The sequence below is a fragment of the uncultured Brachyspira sp. genome, from assembly GCF_949287625.1.
Classification (GTDB): domain Bacteria; phylum Spirochaetota; class Brachyspiria; order Brachyspirales; family Brachyspiraceae; genus Brachyspira.
In genome coordinates, this window is the sequence record NZ_CASEGO010000015.1 from 20415 (window position 1) to 41123 (window position 20709).

At 28.9% G+C, this 20709-nt stretch carries 16 protein-coding genes and 1 tRNA gene; 12 read left to right on the plus strand and 5 right to left on the minus strand.

Annotated elements, in window-relative coordinates; genetic code table 11:
* Window positions 1–225: 225 nt before the first annotated feature.
* The 5 genes from Q1X91_RS04505 to Q1X91_RS04525 all read left to right on the plus strand — a co-directional run bounded on the left by Q1X91_RS04505 (window position 226) and on the right by Q1X91_RS04525 (window position 6687).
* Entirely contained in the window at window positions 226–726 is a 501-nt protein-coding gene (locus Q1X91_RS04505) for a chemotaxis protein CheX (RefSeq protein ID WP_008726787.1), read from the plus strand.
* 11 nt (window positions 727–737) lie between these two features.
* A complete protein-coding gene (locus tag Q1X91_RS04510) occupies window positions 738–1424 on the plus strand; it encodes a peptidoglycan recognition family protein (protein WP_300753778.1) in 687 nt (228 codons plus the stop codon).
* Window positions 1425–1443: 19 nt separating this feature from the next.
* A complete protein-coding gene (locus Q1X91_RS04515) occupies window positions 1444–2844 on the plus strand; it encodes a hemolysin family protein (RefSeq protein ID WP_300753780.1) in 1401 nt (466 codons plus the stop codon).
* Between the two features lie 44 nt (window positions 2845–2888).
* Entirely contained in the window at window positions 2889–4067 is a 1179-nt protein-coding gene (locus Q1X91_RS04520) for a CapA family protein (RefSeq protein WP_300753783.1), read from the plus strand.
* Window positions 4068–4146: 79 nt separating this feature from the next.
* The gene (locus Q1X91_RS04525) at window positions 4147–6687 is read left to right on the plus strand and encodes a helicase C-terminal domain-containing protein (RefSeq protein WP_300753785.1); all 2541 of its coding nucleotides are present in this window, start codon (window positions 4147–4149) and stop codon (window positions 6685–6687) included.
* 197 nt (window positions 6688–6884) lie between these two features.
* On the opposite strand, the gene Q1X91_RS04530 is transcribed toward Q1X91_RS04525, so the two are convergent.
* On the minus strand, window positions 6885–8936 hold the full coding sequence (locus Q1X91_RS04530) for a sugar-binding protein (RefSeq protein ID WP_300753786.1): 2052 nt from the start codon (window positions 8934–8936) through the stop codon (window positions 6885–6887).
* The gene (locus tag Q1X91_RS04535) at window positions 8923–10680 is read right to left on the minus strand and encodes a SpoIVB peptidase S55 domain-containing protein (protein ID WP_300753788.1); all 1758 of its coding nucleotides are present in this window, start codon (window positions 10678–10680) and stop codon (window positions 8923–8925) included. Before Q1X91_RS04535 ends, Q1X91_RS04530 begins: the two co-directional genes overlap by 14 nt.
* Window positions 10681–10874: 194 nt before the next feature.
* Here Q1X91_RS04535 and Q1X91_RS04540 point away from each other — a divergent pair, with 194 nt between their 5' ends.
* The 3 genes from Q1X91_RS04540 to Q1X91_RS04550 are packed head-to-tail and all read left to right on the plus strand — an operon-like array spanning window position 10875 to window position 13328.
* Window positions 10875–11528: a bifunctional nuclease family protein gene (locus tag Q1X91_RS04540; protein ID WP_300753790.1), complete on the plus strand. Its 654-nt coding sequence runs from the start codon at window positions 10875–10877 to the stop codon at window positions 11526–11528.
* A 45-nt stretch (window positions 11529–11573) separates the two neighbouring features.
* Entirely contained in the window at window positions 11574–12746 is a 1173-nt protein-coding gene (locus Q1X91_RS04545) for a hypothetical protein (protein WP_300753792.1), read from the plus strand.
* A 27-nt stretch (window positions 12747–12773) separates the two neighbouring features.
* On the plus strand, window positions 12774–13328 hold the full coding sequence (locus tag Q1X91_RS04550) for a hypothetical protein (protein WP_300753794.1): 555 nt from the start codon (window positions 12774–12776) through the stop codon (window positions 13326–13328).
* 203 nt (window positions 13329–13531) lie between these two features.
* On the opposite strand, the gene Q1X91_RS04555 is transcribed toward Q1X91_RS04550, so the two are convergent.
* The 3 genes from Q1X91_RS04555 to Q1X91_RS04565 form a co-directional block, all read right to left on the minus strand.
* The gene (locus tag Q1X91_RS04555) at window positions 13532–14434 is read right to left on the minus strand and encodes a PfkB family carbohydrate kinase (protein ID WP_300753796.1); all 903 of its coding nucleotides are present in this window, start codon (window positions 14432–14434) and stop codon (window positions 13532–13534) included.
* A 22-nt stretch (window positions 14435–14456) separates the two neighbouring features.
* Window positions 14457–16364 (minus strand): penicillin-binding transpeptidase domain-containing protein, encoded by a 1908-nt coding sequence (locus Q1X91_RS04560; protein ID WP_300753798.1) that lies wholly within the window; start codon window positions 16362–16364, stop codon window positions 14457–14459.
* Window positions 16365–16376: 12 nt separating this feature from the next.
* Window positions 16377–16447 (minus strand) — tRNA-Cys (locus Q1X91_RS04565).
* Between the two features lie 267 nt (window positions 16448–16714).
* Between Q1X91_RS04565 and Q1X91_RS04570 the strand changes: the two genes are divergently transcribed.
* The 4 genes from Q1X91_RS04570 to Q1X91_RS04585 are packed head-to-tail and all read left to right on the plus strand — an operon-like array spanning window position 16715 to window position 20699.
* On the plus strand, window positions 16715–17404 hold the full coding sequence (locus tag Q1X91_RS04570) for a tetratricopeptide repeat protein (RefSeq protein WP_300753799.1): 690 nt from the start codon (window positions 16715–16717) through the stop codon (window positions 17402–17404).
* Between the two features lie 46 nt (window positions 17405–17450).
* A complete protein-coding gene (locus Q1X91_RS04575; protein ID WP_300753801.1) occupies window positions 17451–18638 on the plus strand; it encodes a M23 family metallopeptidase in 1188 nt (395 codons plus the stop codon).
* A gap of 34 nt (window positions 18639–18672) precedes the next feature.
* Window positions 18673–19848, plus strand: coding sequence for a hypothetical protein (locus Q1X91_RS04580; RefSeq protein WP_300753803.1), 1176 nt, complete (start codon window positions 18673–18675; stop codon window positions 19846–19848).
* The gene (locus Q1X91_RS04585) at window positions 19845–20699 is read left to right on the plus strand and encodes a M23 family metallopeptidase (RefSeq protein WP_300753805.1); all 855 of its coding nucleotides are present in this window, start codon (window positions 19845–19847) and stop codon (window positions 20697–20699) included. The genes Q1X91_RS04580 and Q1X91_RS04585 overlap by 4 nt, the downstream gene beginning before the upstream one ends.
* The last annotated feature ends 10 nt before the right edge of the window (window positions 20700–20709 follow it).

The window sequence follows — 20709 nt, forward strand, 5'->3', positions numbered from 1 at the left end:
TAATTAAGTTCAACCATATAACACTAATAACCTCTTAATTCATATCTTGAAAAAATAATATTTTTAAGTTTACATAATATTAGATAAATAAGAAATATTTTTTAATCCTTAAATTTGACAATTTTGTTTTAAATAATATAATTTAATTAGAGTTAATTATTATTGAAATAAAAATTAACTATGTTATAATTAATAGTAAATAAATAAAAAATTAAGGAAACAAACATGGCTACAACTCCTATAAAATTTATGGATGTAAGATTTATCAATCCATTCATAGTATCATTAGTATCAATATTCAAAGAAATGGCAGGTCTTACTATGGAAAAGGGTACACTTGTTAAAGGTCAGGGACGTAAACTTTTCTCAGGATATGGTGTTGCTATAGGAATTGTGGGTGATGTTAATGGACAGGTTTTATATGAATTTCCAGAAAACTTTTCGCAGCTTCTAACTGAAAATCTTACTGATAAAAAACGCGGTGAATATGACTCTGAAGATGATTTTGAAGATATGATGAGAAGTGTTATTAATGAGATGGGAAACACTATAAGCGGTCTTGCTATAACTAAATTAGCAGAAGAAGGAATTAGCTGCGATATAACTCCTCCTATACTTTATTTCGGTAAAGAAATACAAATAATACCTAAAAACTTACAAACTATCATTATACCATTCCAATCTTCATTAGGATTTGTAAGCGTTAATATTGCTATGGACGCCTAATTGATAATTAAATGCTAAAAAATATAATCGGTATATTTATCATAATATGTATATTATCATGCAATAATACTATAAAAGGAAGTGTAAAATATACTAATGATTATAATATACAAACTAATACGCAAGAATTAATTATTAATGATGATTACAAAATAACTCCAAATTCACTTAGGCTAAAATTATTATCCGAATATACAAAAGTGCATTATGGACAGCCTTTAATATATTTAGAAAATCCTCAGATAATTGTTGTTCATTCGGCAGAGACACCTAACCTGAAAGTTACAGCAAATATTTTTCAAAATGATGTGCTTTACGGCAGACCAGACATAGAGGCTGGAGGAGAAGTTAATGTCGGCACTCATTTTATGGTGGATTTTGACGGTACTATATATGCAAACACCCCTACTGAATATATAGCCAGACATACTGTAGGATTCAACTATACAGCAATTAGTATTGAAAATATAGGATATGCTGATAAACTCACAAAAGAGCAGTTAGAGGCAAATGTTAAATTAATAAAATATCTCAAAAACAAATACAAAAGTATTAAATATGTTATAGCTCATTATGAATATAAAGATAAAACTCTGCCCCATTATTCTCTATACAAAGAGCTTAATACAAAATATATTAATCCAAGCAAAAAAGATCCTGGAACAAACTTTATGCAGGAATTAAGGAAAAGAATATAAATATATAAGGTTAAAAATTATGGAAATAGTGTTAGTTTATTTATTTGAAATATTAACAATTATTGTACTTATAATGCTTTCAGCGTTATTTTCTGGAAGCGAAACTGCATACACATCTATTGACGATGTTACATTAATGCGTTTGGTTAGAGAGAAAAAAATTAAAGAAGAAAATAAAAAATATTGGGGAAAATCTAGTTCTATGATAGCTACCCTATTAGTAGGAAACAATATTGTGAATATTACAGCAAGTTCCATCATAACTGTATTTGCAATAAGGCTTGCTGAAGCATTGTCTCATATATCTACTAATTTAATGGTTACTATATCAACTGCAACAATAACTGTGCTTATTATTATATTCGGAGAGATACTGCCTAAAGTTCTTATGAGAGTTAATGCTGAAAAGATGATGCCTTATCTTCTTTATTTTATGAAATTCTGCCATTTTATATTTAAGCCTATAACTTTTTTAATGGATAAAATAACTACTTTTATAATGAACTACTTTGTTCCAAAAAAATTAAGAAATACAGAAAAAAGAAGTGCATTATCAAGTATGGACGATATTACAACTATAATTCATTTAGGACATAAAGAAGGTATAATAAAAGAATACACTCATGAACTTTTAACTGGTGTAATAGATTTTAGAAATAAGACTGTAGAAGAAATTATGACTCCTCGTGTAGATATGGTATGTATAGAGGCTGAAACCGATGTTGATGAAATTATAAGACTTGCTGTAGAAACAGGGCTTTCAAGATTTCCTGTATATGAAGAAACTGTTGACCATATAATAGGAATATTTCATACAAGGGCTTTATTTAAAGAATATGTTAAAGGCTCTTCTAAAAAAAGTAAATTAAAAAAGAAAGCTATTGACTATATAATGCTCCCATACTTTGTACCTGAAACTAAAACTATAAGCAGTTTATTTACTGATATGCAAAAGAAAAAACTTCAAATGGTAATTACAATCGATGAATACGGCGGAACTGCTGGGCTTGTTACTATGGAAGATATTATTGAAGAGATTATGGGTGATATAGAAGATGAAAGCGATAAAAAAGAAGCTGATGTTATAAGATTTAAGGGAAAAAGAATTATTATAAATGGAAATGCCTCTATAGAAGATGTTAATAAAACTTTAAAATTAGAATTGGAACATGAAGAATATCAGACTATAGCTGGATATGTACTTGATATGCTGGATCATATACCTGAAACTAATGAACGTTTTATATTAAAAGGCTATAGAGGAAGAATAATGAAAGTTGAAGACAGAAGAATAGTAGAAATAGAGTTCACTCCTCTAAAATATACAAGAAGCAGCGATACTAATGATAACAATGAAAATAATGAAACTCAAGATGTTCATGATATAGAAAAAAATGATTTAGAAATTGTAAATGAATAAGATAATAAATAATATAAATAAACAATTCAAAATTAGGCTAAACTATGATAAAAACAATAATCATTACTATACTATTAATATTTTCTTTATTATCATGTTCTGATAAAACTAATGATAAAGAACAAAAAATACCAGAACCTCCGAAAAGTATTCAGCTGGTATTTACTGGCGATATAATGACGCATCCTACTATAGTAAATGCATTTCAAAGCAATGATGTATTAATAGATTTAAAAGAGTATTTTCAAGGTGATATTGTTTTTGCAAATTTAGAGTTTGTTGTTAATACAAATAAACCTCCTATGCCTTATCCAGAGTTTAACGGCTCTTTAGATTATTTAAAATATTTCTTTAATTATTTTAATACATTTTCTATTGCCAATAATCATGCCTATGATCAAGGAGCTCAGGCTGAAGCTGAAACTGTAGCAGAACTTCATAGAAATAATAAATTAACTTTAGGAGGCTCTACTAACTCTCCAAATATAGCACCAATCATAACAAATATTAATAACATACCTCTTTTTATATCTGCATATACAATGCTTGATAACGGACTTAGCCATAAAACTAATAAAAACGATTATTTCTACTTTATGAATTTCTTTCCAAAACAAGAAGATTTAATAGAAAAAGTAAAGTCTGATTTGGCACTTGCTACAAACAATGAAATAAAAATAATATCTCTTCACTTTGGATTAGAATATACAACAGCTCCAGAAGAAGCAACAATAAAAACTGCAAGAGCCTTGATAGAAAACGGTGTTGATATAATAGTAGGTCATCATCCGCATGTACCTAGACCTGTAGAAATATACGAAGGCACTAATCACAGCGGTATAATAATATATTCTCTTGGAAACTTCATTGCAAATCATAAAGGAAGGTATCCTTATCTCGATATAGGTACAGTGGTTTCATTAAATATAAATGAAAACAGAGAAATTAGTTTCTCATATGTTCCAACTTATTATGCTTTCTTCAAACAAAAAGGATTTGAAGTAGTAATAAAGCCTATAAAAGAAGACCCTAATATTAGTATGCCTACTCTCTCAAGCAATTATGTTTATAGTACTTATGATACCAATGCCATTAAAAAAGGATATGAACTCATACACAATTTTTACTCTCCTTTAACAAATGAAAAAGTAAAAACTATGTTTACATTCGATGCAACTAATTATAGTAATACAGTTTCTAATGAAAGTTTGGCTTATAATTAAGAATACTTATATTATTTAATTTTTATAATTAAAAAATCATTGACAAAGATTTCAATATATACTATATTGTTATACCTATATGAGTAATAATTATGACAGAGAAATAGAAAGCGTATTTTCCACAAACGCAATAAGCTACATGAGAAAAGCAATAGTAGATGCTTACGGTAATGAAGTATACTTTGGAATAAATTTTAATGCCTACGGAATACTCGATTATATAGAAGTTATGGCTAGAGGAAACAAAGACTCTGTACCTGCTATAATATCATTATCATTAGAGTTTGATGCTGTAATTCATAATCACCCGTCTGGACAGCTTACTCCTTCAAGACCAGATTTGGCAATAGCAAGCGAACTTGGAAATAATGCAGGCGTAGGTTTTTATATAGTTAATAATGATGTTGATGAGTATTATGAAGTAGTAAAACCTATAAAAGCAGAAAATATCAAAACAATAGATGTACCAGACGCTTTATATATGTTCACAGAAAACGGAACATTGAGCAAATTATTAAAAAAGTACGAATACAGACAAGAACAAACAGAACTCGTTGAAGCTACCATTGAATCATTTAATAATAATAAACATTTAATATCAGAAGCAGGCACTGGAATAGGAAAATCTTTTGCATACCTAGTACCAGCCTTATTATGGCTTAAAGAAAATAAAACTAGAATAGTAATTTCTACAAACACTATAAATTTACAGGAACAGATTATATCAAAGGATATACCTTCTATTATAGGAGGAATTGCTCCTAATGTTAAATACGCTTTGGTTAAGGGCAGAAACAATTATGTATGCATAAAAAAAGTTAAAGATGCTCTAAACGATACTGACAGACTTGACTTTGAAGAACAGGTAAGATTTTTTGAAGATATTAATAATTGGCTTAATATAACTAAAGACGGCTCTATAACAGATTTGGGATATAAACCTCAGAGTGAATTATGGGAAATGGTTGCCTGCGATACCGATACATGTACTCATAGAAAATGCGAATACTTAGAAGACTGTTATTTTTATAAAATGCGTAAACAGTTAAATGCTGCTCAGTTATTAATAGTTAATCATCATATACTGTGTGCGGATTTATCTTTATATGCAGAAACAGCAGGACGATACAGCCTTCTTCCAAGATATACAAAAGTTTTAATTGATGAGGCACATAATTTTGAAAACTCTGCTTCAAGCTACTTCGGAGATGAAGGAAGTAAAAACGGAATATCAAAGGCACTTTTTTATATTTCAAGAATAAAGAAAAATAAAAGACTTGGCATTATAGAAAGTATTAATATTATGCTTAATGAAAAAAAATCATTAATTGAAAAGCATGAATATGATGAAATATTAGATTTAATAAATAAAGCTCATGATTTAACTTCAAGGGTAAGAAATGTTACTGAAGATAAAACAAAAGAGTTTATGAATTACTGCCATAAAAATATTCAGACAAAAGAAGGATTGGGCTATAAATTCAGAATAAGCCCAGAACTTGTAAGTACTAATCATTGGAAAAATGACGGATTAAAGCCTCTCAGAGAGATGGTGCTTTCAATGACTTCTCTTGTAAATATTTGCGATAAATTATATAAAAAGTTTTTTGATATAGCTATTGAAAAAGATTTTGATTATGAAGAAATAGCACAAATGGCAAATGCATATTTAGAGAGACTAAAAAGACAATTAGTATCTTTGAATGCTGTAATAGATTATAAAAAAGACGAATATATAAGATGGATAGAAACAAGACTCACAAAAAAAGGAAGTCTTATACTAAACTGGCACTTAACTCCTGTAACAGTGGCAAAAAATTTAAATGATTTTCTATATTCAAGATTTGATACAGTTGCAATGTACTCTGCTACTTTAACCGTATCAAAAAGTTTTAATTTTTTCTCAAACAGACTAGGCTTTGATTATATCGAAAAAAATAAAAAAATAGAAATATATTTGGAGTCTCCTTTTAATTACGAGGATAATGCAAGGCTCTATATAGCAGCTGATATGCCTGATGTTGCCTCAGATACATTTAATGACTTTACATCAAAAGTACTATTAGATGTATGCGATATTACTGGAGGAAGAGCTTTTATATTATTTACATCTTTCTCATCGCTTATGAGTGTATATGAAAATACAGCTAAAAAATTAAAGAGTAAAAATATAAATGCTTTGGCACAAACAGCATCAGTACATAGACATACTCTTCTCGATATGTTTAAATCGTCTTCAAATAATGTGCTTTACGGAGTAGATTCTTTCTGGGAAGGAGTTGATGTAGCAGGCAAAAATTTGGAAGTAGTTATTATACCAAAACTCCCATTTGCCGTACCAACCGACCCTATAAGCGAAGGAAGATACAGATACATTGAAGAAAACGGCGGAAATGCATTTTTGGACTATGCTCTGCCATTTGCTGTTATAAAGTTTAAACAGGGTTTCGGACGCCTTATAAGAAGCAAAGATGACAGAGGAGTTGTATTTGTTCTCGATAAAAGATTATATACCAAAAATTACGGCATTCAATTCATTCAATCTCTTCCTAATGCTAAAGTGATAAAGGCTAGTATGAGAGAGATTTTTAATGATATGAATAATTTTTTTGACTATTAATACATACATACATAAACGACTACAATTTGTCAAATAAACTGCTAAAATTTTATATATAATCTTATCAAGTAATTTTGAAACAAGTATACTATAATTAATTATCTCATTAAAAATAAATTATCATAACAATAAAAAATAGGAGCAAATAATTAAATTTACTCCTATTACAATTAAACATCACTAATAATTAATTAAAATCATATAATAAATGAATAATATTTAGTGTTTCCTTCAGTATCCATAACCTCTATAGTAACAGAACCAGCCTCAGCATCATCTATATTAATAGTAAATGTTTCGTTCATAGAATCTAATAATCCGTCATTTGGAACTATATATCTCCATTCTCCTGTTATAGTAGAATATCTCACAGTTTTAATGAATGATAATTTATCTTCTACTCTAAATGTAACTTTTCTATCTGCACCAGTTCCAGTAACATTAAAATCAAAAATTTCAGGAGAATCATTATCATATTTAACATTAAACACTTCTAAAGTTTTTGTTTTTATCTCGCCTACTGGATTATCATATTTATCGCTTGCTGTTATTCTAAAGTCATATATACCAGAAGGCATTAAATAGGAATTAAATTTATAATATGATGTTTCCAAATTGGAAGCTAATTTTCTATAATTTTTTTCGCCTTTTAATCTGTATTCCAAATCATATGATAATTTATCACCGTTAGGGTCAGAGCCTTTCCAATATACCATAGATTCATTTTCTTCTAATTGAGGGCTTTTAGCTGTTTCAGAAGAATCATTCTGCTGACGGTATCTTGTAGTAAGTCCTCCGTTTAATACTTCAGGAGCCAAATTGTTTTCAACATATGTAAAATCCATAGAATTTAATACTGGAGTTATTTCAGTATCAGAAGTCTCCATTGTAACCTTAAACTGCATAAATCTGCCTTCTGGAGCATTTACTTTACCATTGGCATCAATAGGGACAAAATCGCTCCAGCTTTTATCAACTCTAGCAGCATTTCCAGTTCTAACTTCAACAGATATATTACCGCCTTGAGGAACTGTACTCATAGAATTAAAACTTCCTAATTTGCTTAAAAGTTTTAAATCCAATGTATCGCTTGTAAAACTTCCATAATTAGGATAACCATGTTTTATTCTGTATATCTCACCTGTTTTTGATATAGCAAAATAAAGTCCGTCTTCAGAAACTGCAAATGTAGAAAGTATTTTATTTTTTAATCCGCCTATATATGATAAAAGTCCGTCATCTCCGTTAATTTTATATATATCAGCAGTATCTCCAGTAACAAAATATATATTATTGTTTTTATCGCTGCTTAATGCCAAAACTAATGTCTGATTTAGGAAGAATAATCTTTGAACTGTTCCGTTAGTATCAGCTCTGTAAAGAGAGTTTCTAAACTCCTTATCAGCTTCATCAGGTCTTTTATCTCCGTCTATAATAGAAGGAAGTATTAAATAAGCAGGCTGTCTAGTAGCTGTACCAAAGTATAAATTACCTACATTATCCATAGTAATAGCATAAACTTCATTTTCAGCGGTGTCATAAACTACACTGTATGAAGGATTTTCTAAGTTTGTAGATAAATCTATACATAATACCAAACCTCTTCCAGCAGTACCGACATACATTTTATTATTTTTACTGTCAAAATACAATGACATAGCATGCTGTTCTTCAGTTTTTAATATCTCTTTAATTTCACCTTCTGATGATATTTTTATTACTCTGGCATTATTTCCGCCTGCAGCAGCAAAAAGATTTCCATTATTATCAAACTTCATATCCCATATATAAGTATCATCTAAAGTTTTTCTCCAAAGTTCTTTACCGTTACTGTCATACTTTATTATTTTAGCATAAGGTCCGACAGCTGCATATACATTACCCTGACTGTCGCTTATAACAGCAGTAAAAGCACTTTCTTTACTTTCTGAAGCAAAAGAAGTAAAATTTGTGGATGCTGCATCTCTTTTGTATAGTTCAGCACCGCTTCCGCTTATGGCAGCAAACATACCGCCGTCATTAGCAGGATAAATTTTCCAAATATCCTTTCCAGAAATAGCTCCGTTTTGCTCTATAACAGGGGCTAATGTTAAACTGCCCTGTTCTGTAAGCATAACTCCGTCATATATACCATTGTCATAAAAGCCTCTTTTTGTACTAGACAATGTCCTAGTAACAACTGCAAAAACATTAGCAGAAGTTAATATTAGTATAAACTGCAGTATAAAAATAATCTTAGCGATTTTCATATTTTCTAGCCCCTTCAATTATTATATCTAATTTAATTAATCCAAGTGTAGAACATGGCATTTCATATTTTCCGTCAACAGCAGTAATAACAGCCGCCTTATCAGAAGTGGCATTTTTTGCCATTATACCATATTTGGAAGGCGGAAGTGTAGGATATAAGTCTTTTCCTATCTGTACGCCTCTTGATGATGAATAAAGCCATACTCTAAGAGAACTGTCATCATAACTCTTTCCATAAATACGCATAACATCATCTAAACTTCTTATCTCATATTTATTAGGCATAAACAGCTGTTCTGCATAATTATAAATATATTCATTAGCAGCATAAATACTGTAAACATCTGTCTTCAAATTAACAGGAAGTTTTACTGGTATATCTATGTACTGTTTCTCTTTACCATAAGGTGTAAGTCCTACTCTTAAATGTATAGTTTCTCCTGCTACAGCTCTAGGCTCTACCAAAGTTATATCATTCAAGAAAGCATATTCAAGATTATTTCTTTTGATCGATAATTTAACAGATTTTATTCCTACTCTATTAAAATTATTGTATATAAAGAAATCTATAGGAGATATCAGCTGTTCTATAGCAGATTTAAAGGCATCTGTTGAAGAATAAGCTAATATTCTGTCATTTACTTTATAAGGTTCTTTAAAATAATCAGTTTCTATTTCATAGCTTATGCTGAATACTCCCTCTTCCTCTCCGCCTGCAGTAGAACTTATAGCACTGTATATAGCCATAGAAAGTATATCAGAAAAATAAGTAGGATCATTTAATACTCTAAAATTATAATCTCTTGTAAGGAAAGTTTGATCTTCTATTTCTAATTTTACAGGCACCATAGTGTTTTCTGGAACTTCACCATAAACTCCAGACACTCCGAATACTCCGTCATAAACAGTATATCCCAAATAATTAGAATAAGCAGCACCGAGTTTAAAAGAAGAATCTACTGAAGCTACTATATGATTAATATAAGCCCTAGAAACAGGAGCTCTTAATCTTCCTTTAGACCACATTGAATGCCCAAAAAGCAAAAACTTTTCATTGTCAGTATGCGAAACTGTTCCGATACCAGCCATAGAAACATCTCCGTCAGCCAACACTATAGCAACGGAATCACCAAATAAAAATTTAGTCGCCTGATTTGTGTCGGAAATAGATCCGCCAGTCTGCATAGGATAAAATCCGCTTTTTTTGAATGAAGAAGAATATTCATCAAATGCCTTACTGCTTATACCAGAAAATATTAATGGTGTTTGAAGAGAATTATTATCAGCAAAACCTAAAGCAGGCGATTTAGCATTAGTATCTTCGTATAATTTGTACATTTCTTCTATAGGAGTTACTCCTGCTATAGGGTCTTTAGCATAATTCCAGCCGAAAGCCAAAGCACCTGCTATTTTTCCGTCAAAATATATAGGCGAACCGCTCATACCTGCTACTGTACCTGAATGATCCAAATTAAGACCTTCGCACTGTATAAGTATAGCATCGCTGTTATGCCATCTCTTTTTTAATATAGATAATACCTTTACCTTGAAAGGCTCTACATTTGTACCATGTATAACTGTATAGCCTACGCCTTCCATTCCTTCATAAATCTCGCTTATTGGAATAACCTCTGGATTTTCTGGAGGGGTTTTAGGCAAATCTTCTGTCTGTGTAAATAAATTGAATGCAAAAACAAATATTAATGCAAAAATAAAAAATATTCTTTTTTCCATAGCTTCCATATTATAAATTTATAGATTTTTTCAGATAATTATAACTATAAATAAACTATATTTCAATATAAATAGTAAAAATTATAATATACTATTTTTCATTATCTACAAGTAAATTAATAAAAAAAATTTACCTTGACAAATAATATATATATATTAATATTATAATAATAGGTAGTATATAAAATAAAGAGGTTTTAAAAGTGGTTGAAGCAAAAATACTTAATTTAGCAATAACTGACAAAGGTTTTGTTGTAATATTAAAGCCGGAAAAGTCTGATAAAGTTGTTCCTATATCAATAGCATATTTAGAAGCTCAGTCTATAATGGCAAGCCTTATAGGATACAAAATTGAAAGACCTCTCACTCATGACATTGTAAGCAGTATATTTCAAAACTGCGGTATACGTTTAATTAATGTCATAATTGACAATGTACATATAGATACATTCTTTTCTAAACTGGTTATAGAACATAACGGAAAAAATATATTTATAGATTCCAGACCTTCTGATGCAATAGCACTCTCTCTAAAATCTAAAGCTCCAATATTTATAGAAGAGCATGTTGTAGATAAAGCTGGTATTGTACTTGAAGATAATGACAGCCTTATGAAAGTGAAAGACAGCATACCTTTCACATATCAAAGATTTGACAGAGAAGATCTTAAAGAAACAGGCAGCGAAAATATATTTACAAAAAAAGAACCTGAAGAATATAATAATATTAATACAAATACTAAAGACAGCAAAAAAAATAAAGAAGAACTGCAGAGATTATTGGATCAGGCAGTAAAAGAAGAAAGATATGAAGATGCTGCAAAATACAGAGATGAGCTTGATAATTTAAGTGAATAATAAAATAATAACTTTTATATTCCTAGAGATTACATAGAGGTTATAATGAAACACTGTATAAAAACTATTTTACTTTTTTTTATTCTTACATATTCTATCATATATGCAAAACCGTCTGATAAAATAAGGTTTGATTCTAATGAACTTACAGAATTGGAATACGATTTTTTTACTAAAATTGATAATGGAGAAACTAATGATTTAGAACTTCATTATGATGGATTTATAATAGCTTCTGGTATAACTGATGAAGAAGAGTTTAAATTTTACAGAGGAAAATTAGATGAAATAAGAAATCTTGCTAAAAAAGATCTTTCTCATTATACTGAAGAAGGAGCCTATGCATTTGGTAAAAGATTATTAAATTGGCTTTATTCAAGCGGCGTATTAAAAAAATATTTTGAAACCTCTACTCTATTTCAGGATTTAATATATAAAGGTGAATATAACTGTTTAAGTTCAAGTATACTCTATTCTTTATTATACAGAGAATTTGGTTTTAAGGTTACAGGTGTATTAACATCAAGTCATGCTTTCTGTACAGTATACACTGAGCAAGGAAAAATAGACATAGAAACAACTATATCAAGAGGATTTAACCCAGGTCAGAAAGAAATTAGAAATACAGGAAATTCTACAATAGTTACTTTTGTTCCTCAAGGCAATTATAGAGACAGAAACGAAGTAGATGTATTCACATTAATAGCAACACTTTATCCCAACTCTATATCATTAAAAAAAATAGAGAAAGATTTGGAAAAACAGCTTGTTATGGCAAAAAAAGCATATTATTTATCGCCTAACACTGAAATATACAATAAAAATTTAATTAATGCCTATAATAGATTGGCATTAGATTATCTTAAAAAAAATGATTATGAAGTTGCATATAAAACTTTGGAAGAAGCATATGTATTTGATCCTTCAAGTTCTATGACTAAAAATAATAGAATACATTATTATAATACAATAGGTACTTCTTATTTAAGCCAAAAAGACTACCCTAATGCTATACAAATATACAAAATTGGAATATCTGACTTAGGCGATGATGCAAGCGTATTAAAAAGAAATTTAAAAGTATCATACTATAATTATGCTGTTACAGAGTATAATGAAAGAAGATATAATAATGCTAATACAATATCTGAAGAGGCTTTAAAATTATTTCCAAATGACAGGGATTTTATTAAATTATTGTCTTCAATACCAAAATAATAAAAAAATAATGCCGATTAATAGTATATGAAAATTTATTTTACATTATTAATAATAACGGCATATTTTAGTTTTTTATACCCTCAAAACTCATTTGATTATAATTTGAATGTAAAATTTAGAGTAATAGAAAAATTTGATAAATTACTCTCTTCTGATAATAAAGAATATGTTTTTTATATAGACGCTAATTATATTTTTACTGAAGAAGGAAAAGCTATATACAGCAATAATATATATAATATTCAAACAACTTTAAACGATTTAGAAGAAAAACTTGATAAAGCCCAAACTCAAGAAGAAAAAATGCAGTTAAATCAGAATATCAGAATATATAAAGGACTTTTAGCTTATAATACTCCTCCAAAAAAATTTATAACTCTATTGATAAATAGACAATTATATGACTACATTGCTAAATATCCGTCAAGCTATATAGATAATATGATGCAGAATAATTTGCAGCAGTTTTATGATGATATAAGAAATAATATTATATTAAATGAAAAGTACACAGGACGCTTTACTTCACTTCTATTTATCACCAAAGAAAAATTTAAATATTATACTGGAAGAACATAAATTATAATTATTAGACTTGTTTCAAAAGTACTTGACAAGATTATGTATAAAATTTTATAATTTATCAATTATAAAAATAATGTTTTATATGTTATATAAATTATCGTTTTAGTGGGGTTTGGGGCAAAGCCCCAACTATAATTAAAAAAATATTAAATTAAAAAACTATAAATATTAAGAAATTGAGTTTTGAAACAAGTCTATTATAAATTAAATTTAGATTTTACTTTTTTAATATCATACCTAGCTGTTCCGCCTTTTACCTGAATCATCTCCTCAGAAACATCAGAAGCAAACTCTAATACATTTTTTATATCCAAATCTCTTAGTATAGCATAACTTAAAGCAGCACAAAAACTATCCCCTGCCCCTACTGTATCAATAACATTAACCTTATTTGAAGGCTTAAATATATAGTCATTATTATAAAATACACTAGCACCTTTAGATCCAAGTGTAAGAAATATATAATCAATATTAAAATCTTTATTAATGGCTTTGAGTAAAGTTTCATTATCATTTTCTAATGAAGGATAAAAAAGCCCTTTTATTACAGCAAGCTCATCATCATTAATTTTTAATATATTGACAAACTCTAAAGATTCTTTTATTTTTTCTTTTGTGTAATAATTTTTTCTAAAAGTAACATCGCACACTTTATATTTAGATTTAATATTTTGAAATATTTTTTTTAATGTAGTATATGACTTTTCATTTCTTTCTGAGAGTATATTAAAATAAAATAAATCATAATTTTCATTTAAAGCATTTTCTATATCTTTATTATATTCTATATTATCCCATGCTGCATTTTCATGTATAATATAATCTGGAACTTTTTTCTCATTAAGAAATACTGTAGCTTTACCTGTTTCATAATTATCTAATATCTGTATCAATGACTTGTCTATATTTTCATTATTTATAAATGATAATGCATCTTTAGAATAATCATCATTACCCAATGCCGTTATAAATTTAAGTCTGTCATCATGTCCCATAAGCCTAGAAAGCTGAAGAGAATAATTAAATGGAGCACCTCCGATTACAGAAACATTATCATATACATCGTATAAAAGCTCTCCGAAACTAAGTATATTACTCATAAATAAACTCCTAAATAAATCTTTACTCTTTATTCTCAATAGGTGCTTTTAATAACAGTCTTACTATAGAATTATTTGTTATCTCAAATCCTGCCTGAGGTGAATAATCATAAACATATCCTTCACCTTGTATGGCTATTTTGGCATTATTATTTGATACTATATACGATATATTATTCAAAGCATCTCTTAAAGAAAGCCCCATTATATTCGGCATAATATTATTAGCGGCACTGTAATAGCTATTAGAAGGAGGCACTAATGATAAAAAGTCATTCGTATTTATAGTATAAATATCACCGTCAACAAGCCCTAAATAAGGTATTATCTGATTTGCAATTTTAGCAAATAAAGGAGCCGCTACCCTTCCAGCTGACTGCGTACCTTTTCCCTGAGGGTCATCAAGCAGAACTAGTATTGATATTTTTGGGTCTTCAAGAGGAAAACCTCCGATAAATATAGACTGATAATATTTTTCTGGTTTTTCTGATTCATTGTCTCTATAAACTTCAGTTATAGCAGTACCAGTTTTGCCTACAACATCAATATTAAGAAGATTAGCCCTGTATCCTGTAGAACCAGATTCAACACCTTTTCTAAGAAGTACTCTTGCTATTTGAGAATACTGTTCATCTATAATTCTAGTCTTTTTAAGCCTGTTTGTAACACTTATTTTTTCTATTCCGTCATAAATGGAATCAACTACATGCATAGGTACTTTCCAGCCTCCGTTAAGAAGCGGAAGATAAGATGCTGCTATCTGCATAGGAGTAACACTCAAATCATATCCTATAGCCAAATATCCTCTTGAAAATCTATGCCATTTATTTAAAGGGTGATATATACCGCTCCACTCATTTTTATAAGGTCCTACTCCTGTAGGCTCTCCGAAACCAAATCTTTTTAAATAATCATAAAAAAACTGCTTATCTATTCTCTCAGCTATAGTAACAATAGCATAATTGCAGCTGTATTTTAATATATCATTAAAAGCCACATCTCCATGCGGATAATCACAATGTATGCGTGTTTGTCTGCTGTAATCATAATACCCTTTACAATGAAAAACTTCATCACTATTTACAACACCCTGTTCTATAGCAGCAAGTTCTGCAAATATTTTCATTGTACTGCCTGGATATATTGTACTCATTATACTCCTATCCATTCTTTCATTATTAACATAAATAAATGGATTATTAGGATCAAAAGAAGGATAAGAATAATTTGCTATAACAGCACCTGTATTAACATCTGATACTATGACTGTAGCCGACTGAGGAGATCTTTCTGCCACAGTTTTCAATACTTCGTTTCGTACTATAGTTTGAATATCTCTATCTAATGTTAATACTATATCTTTTGGATTATCATTTTCTGATGATAAAATTGATTCATAAGTAGCTTCAAGTCCTGCATATCCTTCTGTTTCAGTTCTGTTCATATAACCTATCACATGTGCAAAAACATCTTCATACGGATAAAATCTTTTGTAGCTTTCTATACCATAAATACTTTTTACTGTATACTTGTCTTTTATTTCTTTTATCTTTTTATAAGAGTCCAAATTAATATTTTGAGCTAATCTTATAGTTCTCCTTCTTGTAGATATCAAATCAGTAAATTTTTCTTTTGTAATACCAATAATACTAAAAATTTGACTGTATGCTTCATTAATATCAGTATTTTCATTTCCATCTAATGAAACAGATTCTGTATCAAGGTATATTGTATAAGCTGGGATATTAATTGTAAGAGGACGCATTTTAGAGTCGTATATAGTTCCTCTGGGTTTATCAAGACCATCTAAAGAAGTAAGCGATTTTCTATTTTTTACTGTAAGATTAAATAATCTAAAAAATATAGCAATAGTTACTATGAGAAAACATACAAGAAATAAATATAGTTTTTTTATACGAACTTCATTCATAATTAAAAAATGAGGCGGCGAACGGATTTGAACCGATGATAAGAGTTTTGCAGACTCCTGCCTTACCACTTGGCGACGCCGCCGTATTTTGGATTTAGTAATAATATATCAAAACAAATAAAAAGTCAATATGTTATAAAAAAAATATAGTTTTTTATTTAATTACAAAATTGCTGTAAACTTTACAAAATTGCATATTTTATAATTATATACAGAAATCAAAAGCCTAGTCTAATTTTTTATAAAAACTTTACATAATTTTTTTATTAAAGTTTTATATAAAATATATTGAGATTTTTAAATTATAAATATACAATATAGATAAAATCAAATATATATTAGGAGTATATATGAGTATAGGCTCTAGCAGAAGCAAATTAGAAGACGGTATAAAATTCTTTAGAAATGAAAACTATAAAGAAGCTATTGACTCATTAGAAAAAATATTTTCAGAGAAAAATGATGTAGAGTCTGGATATCATTTAGCATTAGCCTATGCCCAAATTCAGGATTATGATAATACTCTTCAGGTATTTGATAAAATAATGAGACGTTTGGATAACCCTCTAAGACTTATGCAGGCACATATTATTGTTGGATATATATACGCAGTAAAAGAGATGTATGATCTAGCTGAATTTGAACTTATGGACGCATTATCTTCTGGGGTAGAAAATACTCAGATACATGCTGCTTTGGGTTATGTATACTACAAAAAGGGAAATATTAGAAAAGCAATAGAGCATTTAAAAAAGGCGGTAAATCTTGACCCTAAAAGTGCAAATGCAAGAAACTCTTTAGGTTTTATATTAGCAGATACTGAAACCAATATAGATGAAGGAATAGAAGAAATAAAAAAAGCCATATCAATAGATCCTAATAATCCAGCATATTTAGATTCTTTGGGCTGGGCTTTCCTTAAAAAAAATGATTTGCTTCATGCCAAAGAATATTTAACAAAAGCATTTGAACTAGCTCCTACAAACAGAGATATAAAAGAACATTTATTAAAGCTAGACCAATTATCATTTAAAAAATAATAATCAAAATAAATATATTATATAAAAAATATTATTAGGGGGAGTTATGAAGTATATAATAGCAATTATATTATCATTTTATATTTTTTCTTTTAGCTTATATTCTCAGCACAAAGCTGAATATTTGGGAAATAATATATCAATAGTGAGAGACGGTCAAACTATAAATAAAATGCCTGAACTTAAAAATAATGATATATTAGAAACCAAAAAAGACTCTTTTGCTCAAATAAATATAAATGATAAATATTATTATATAGCTCCAAACAGTAAAATAAAAATAACTTCTTCTAATGCTCAAGTTATTAATGGTGCTTTATATATTAGAGATAAAAACTTTGATTCTTTAGATGATTTTAAAGATTATGATAAAGACATAAAAATATATGCAGACCCATTTCCTTTTTATGCAGGTAAAGTATCAACTATATTCATAACCTCTAAAGATGAAATAAAAATAGAAAACTCAAAACTTCTTGGAAGTGCAAGACCTATAGTTAAATTCTTTGAAGTTAAAGATGCTGATAGAAATTTAAAAGTATATAAAAGCATATTTGGAATATATGTAGGTGCTCAAGATGAAAAATATCAGTTTGTATCAAATATAGAATTAAAAGATAAAACCACTCTTAATGTAGCTATAGATATAAAACTTGATTTCACTCCGCCTCCACCAAAACCAAAACAAATACCGGGCGTTACTTCTACTATGAAAAATATTATAAGCAATCCTCAAAAATCAAGAGAAGAAAAAGAACTTTTAAATGGCAATGTTTATATAAGCTACACCCCTACTAATTATGCCGACAAAGTATATATAATGCCTTCCCAAGGAAGATACTCTTCAGGTTTCGGAGCTTTCAGGGGATACACAAAAGACTATGCAAGATATCATCAGGGTTTTGATATAGCAAATACAAATGGTACTCCTATAATAGCAGCCAATAACGGAGTTGTAAGAGTATCAAGAGAATTATTTGTAAGAGGAAACTGCGTTGTTATAGATCATGGTGAAGGAGTATATAGCTCATACTTTCATATGTCTAAATTAATAGCAAAAGAAGGACAGTATGTAAAAAAAGGAGAAGTTATAGGTTTAATAGGTTCTACTGGAATGTCAACTGGTCCGCATTGTCATTGGGAAATGAGAGCTGGAAATATGACTTTTGATCCTTTAAGCATACTAGAAAAGCCTGTTTCTTTCAACACAAAAGTGCTGACACAAATAAAATAATAAAAATTATTATATTAAGAGATACAATATAAATATGCAATTAAAAGAAAAATCAATAATAGAATTAGAAAATATACACAAAATAGAGCCTTTCTTTATTAGATATTTAACTATAATAAGTTCTGTTATTTTATTGATTTTATTTATATTTTTCTTTGGTACTAACAGACTTAATGAAGAGTATAATACAGTAAATGTTTGGAATAAAGAAACTCAGTCTATAGAACCTCCTTCACATGATAATAATTTTAATATAGACGGCATATTCAAACAAAATTTTTTCACAAAACCAGAAGGCATAGTACATTATTTTGATTTTAATGGAGATACGATATACTCTACCAACTTAGCAAGAGGGGAATTAGCAACAGCCAATAATCAAAACTTTATAATATATAAAAGATACGGTAACTATATAGATGCATATAATAATATGGGAATTATTATATGGCGTACAAATACATCTATTTATCCAGAAATAGCTCCTTATGCTGAGAGAATAATATATCATTCAAGCGATAATTCAAAAATACAGATGTTTGATTTTAATAATAACCCATTAAGCAGACATATACAATATGGAGAAATTATTACTGACGGAGCTTTCGCTCTTAATACTGGAGATTATATAGCAGGTTTTTCAAGCGGAGATATAGCATATATTAACAGAAACGGAAATCTATCATTCGCTATATCTACAATATTAAGCGAGATAAATATAGTAAAATCAGTAGCTATAAGCGAATATGGAAGTTTTGCTATGTCAGTAAGCGGAATAAGACCAGAATATATGACACTCTATGATGCAAACGGAAGCACTATGTGGTATTTAGAAACAGGTTTAAACAGAAGACGCCATGTATCAAGTTATGTAAGCGAAAAATCAATGACTGCTTTTATGCTTGCTGACAGAGACATTATACTATACACTTTAAACAAAGGTAAAGAAATTGACAGGATTAATTTAGAAAAGTATAATATGATGAATGCCGTTAATATGAAACTTAACAGTGAAACTAATTCTACAATTATGAGTGTATCAAAAGATGCTAAGAGCGTAGTTTTAATATATGATAATAATGCTAAAGAAATAGTTTTTGAAAAATATTTAGACGGCTGGGTGTATAATCTTGATATATCCAGTTTAGAAAATGAATATATGATAGTAAGCGACAAAATGATTTATACATATAAGAGAGTTAAACTATGAAAAAATATATATTAATATTATTTATAATATCATCTTTATTATTTGCAAGAGTGCCTATCGACGAGAACAGAATAAGAATAACAAGCACATTCGGAGAGTTTAGAACAGATCATTTCCATAACGGAGTAGATTTCGGCGGCAGCAGAATGGAAATATATCCTGTTAAAGATGGTGAGATAGTTTATTATCTTGATGAAGACGAAGACCCTACAAGACCGCTTTATGGAGTTGGAAATGTAGTTATGATAGAGCACCCTGATAATTTAAGAAGCTATTATTATCATATAGAACCAGGTACTATAGAAAAATCTTATGCCAAAGTAACAGAAAAAGATGTTATAGCTCTTACTGGAAACAGCGGAAGATCTGGAGGAGCACATCTGCATCTTACTATAGAAAATATGAAAGAAGGTTTGGTTGTAGACCCATTAGAATATCTTAACATAGATAAAGGTTCTTCTCAGCCTCCTTTAATTCATGGTATTTATTTAAGAACTGAAAACAGACTTATACAAATAAAAGATAAAATGCCTATGAGCTATAACGGAGAAATCAAACTATTCGTAAAGGCTTATGACTTATTAGGCGGAATACCTATGGGGCTAAAAAGAGTAAAAATATATATGAATGATGAACTTGTAAGAGATTATGACTTCACATACTTTATAAAAAGAGATAATGTATATTATATAGCTCCGAATTATAGATTTGAAGAAGTATACGGAGTGGACTCTCATTTTTACAGAGGAGGAGTATTCACCCCTAAAAGAGGAAAATATACTTTCAAAGCTGAAGTTACTGACTTTGATAATAAAACAGTTGTACTAACTAGGACTGTTAATTTTTATTAAATATATAAAA

Excerpts from the sequence above, each read along its gene's own strand:
- Q1X91_RS04505 (WP_008726787.1), top strand. The coding sequence starts at position 226 with ATGGCTACAACTCCTATAAAATTTATGGATGTAAGATTTATCAATCCA.
- Q1X91_RS04510 (WP_300753778.1), top strand. The coding sequence starts at position 738 with ATGCTAAAAAATATAATCGGTATATTTATCATAATATGTATATTATCA.
- Q1X91_RS04515 (WP_300753780.1), top strand. The coding sequence starts at position 1,444 with ATGGAAATAGTGTTAGTTTATTTATTTGAAATATTAACAATTATTGTA.
- Q1X91_RS04520 (WP_300753783.1), top strand. The coding sequence starts at position 2,889 with ATGATAAAAACAATAATCATTACTATACTATTAATATTTTCTTTATTA.
- Q1X91_RS04525 (WP_300753785.1), top strand. The coding sequence starts at position 4,147 with ATGAGTAATAATTATGACAGAGAAATAGAAAGCGTATTTTCCACAAAC.
- Q1X91_RS04530 (WP_300753786.1), bottom strand. The coding sequence starts at position 8,936 with ATGAAAATCGCTAAGATTATTTTTATACTGCAGTTTATACTAATATTA.
- Q1X91_RS04535 (WP_300753788.1), bottom strand. The coding sequence starts at position 10,680 with ATGGAAGCTATGGAAAAAAGAATATTTTTTATTTTTGCATTAATATTT.
- Q1X91_RS04545 (WP_300753792.1), top strand. The coding sequence starts at position 11,574 with ATGAAACACTGTATAAAAACTATTTTACTTTTTTTTATTCTTACATAT.
- Q1X91_RS04550 (WP_300753794.1), top strand. The coding sequence starts at position 12,774 with ATGAAAATTTATTTTACATTATTAATAATAACGGCATATTTTAGTTTT.
- Q1X91_RS04555 (WP_300753796.1), bottom strand. The coding sequence starts at position 14,434 with ATGAGTAATATACTTAGTTTCGGAGAGCTTTTATACGATGTATATGAT.
- Q1X91_RS04560 (WP_300753798.1), bottom strand. The coding sequence starts at position 16,364 with ATGAATGAAGTTCGTATAAAAAAACTATATTTATTTCTTGTATGTTTT.
- Q1X91_RS04570 (WP_300753799.1), top strand. The coding sequence starts at position 16,715 with ATGAGTATAGGCTCTAGCAGAAGCAAATTAGAAGACGGTATAAAATTC.
- Q1X91_RS04575 (WP_300753801.1), top strand. The coding sequence starts at position 17,451 with ATGAAGTATATAATAGCAATTATATTATCATTTTATATTTTTTCTTTT.
- Q1X91_RS04580 (WP_300753803.1), top strand. The coding sequence starts at position 18,673 with ATGCAATTAAAAGAAAAATCAATAATAGAATTAGAAAATATACACAAA.
- Q1X91_RS04585 (WP_300753805.1), top strand. The coding sequence starts at position 19,845 with ATGAAAAAATATATATTAATATTATTTATAATATCATCTTTATTATTT.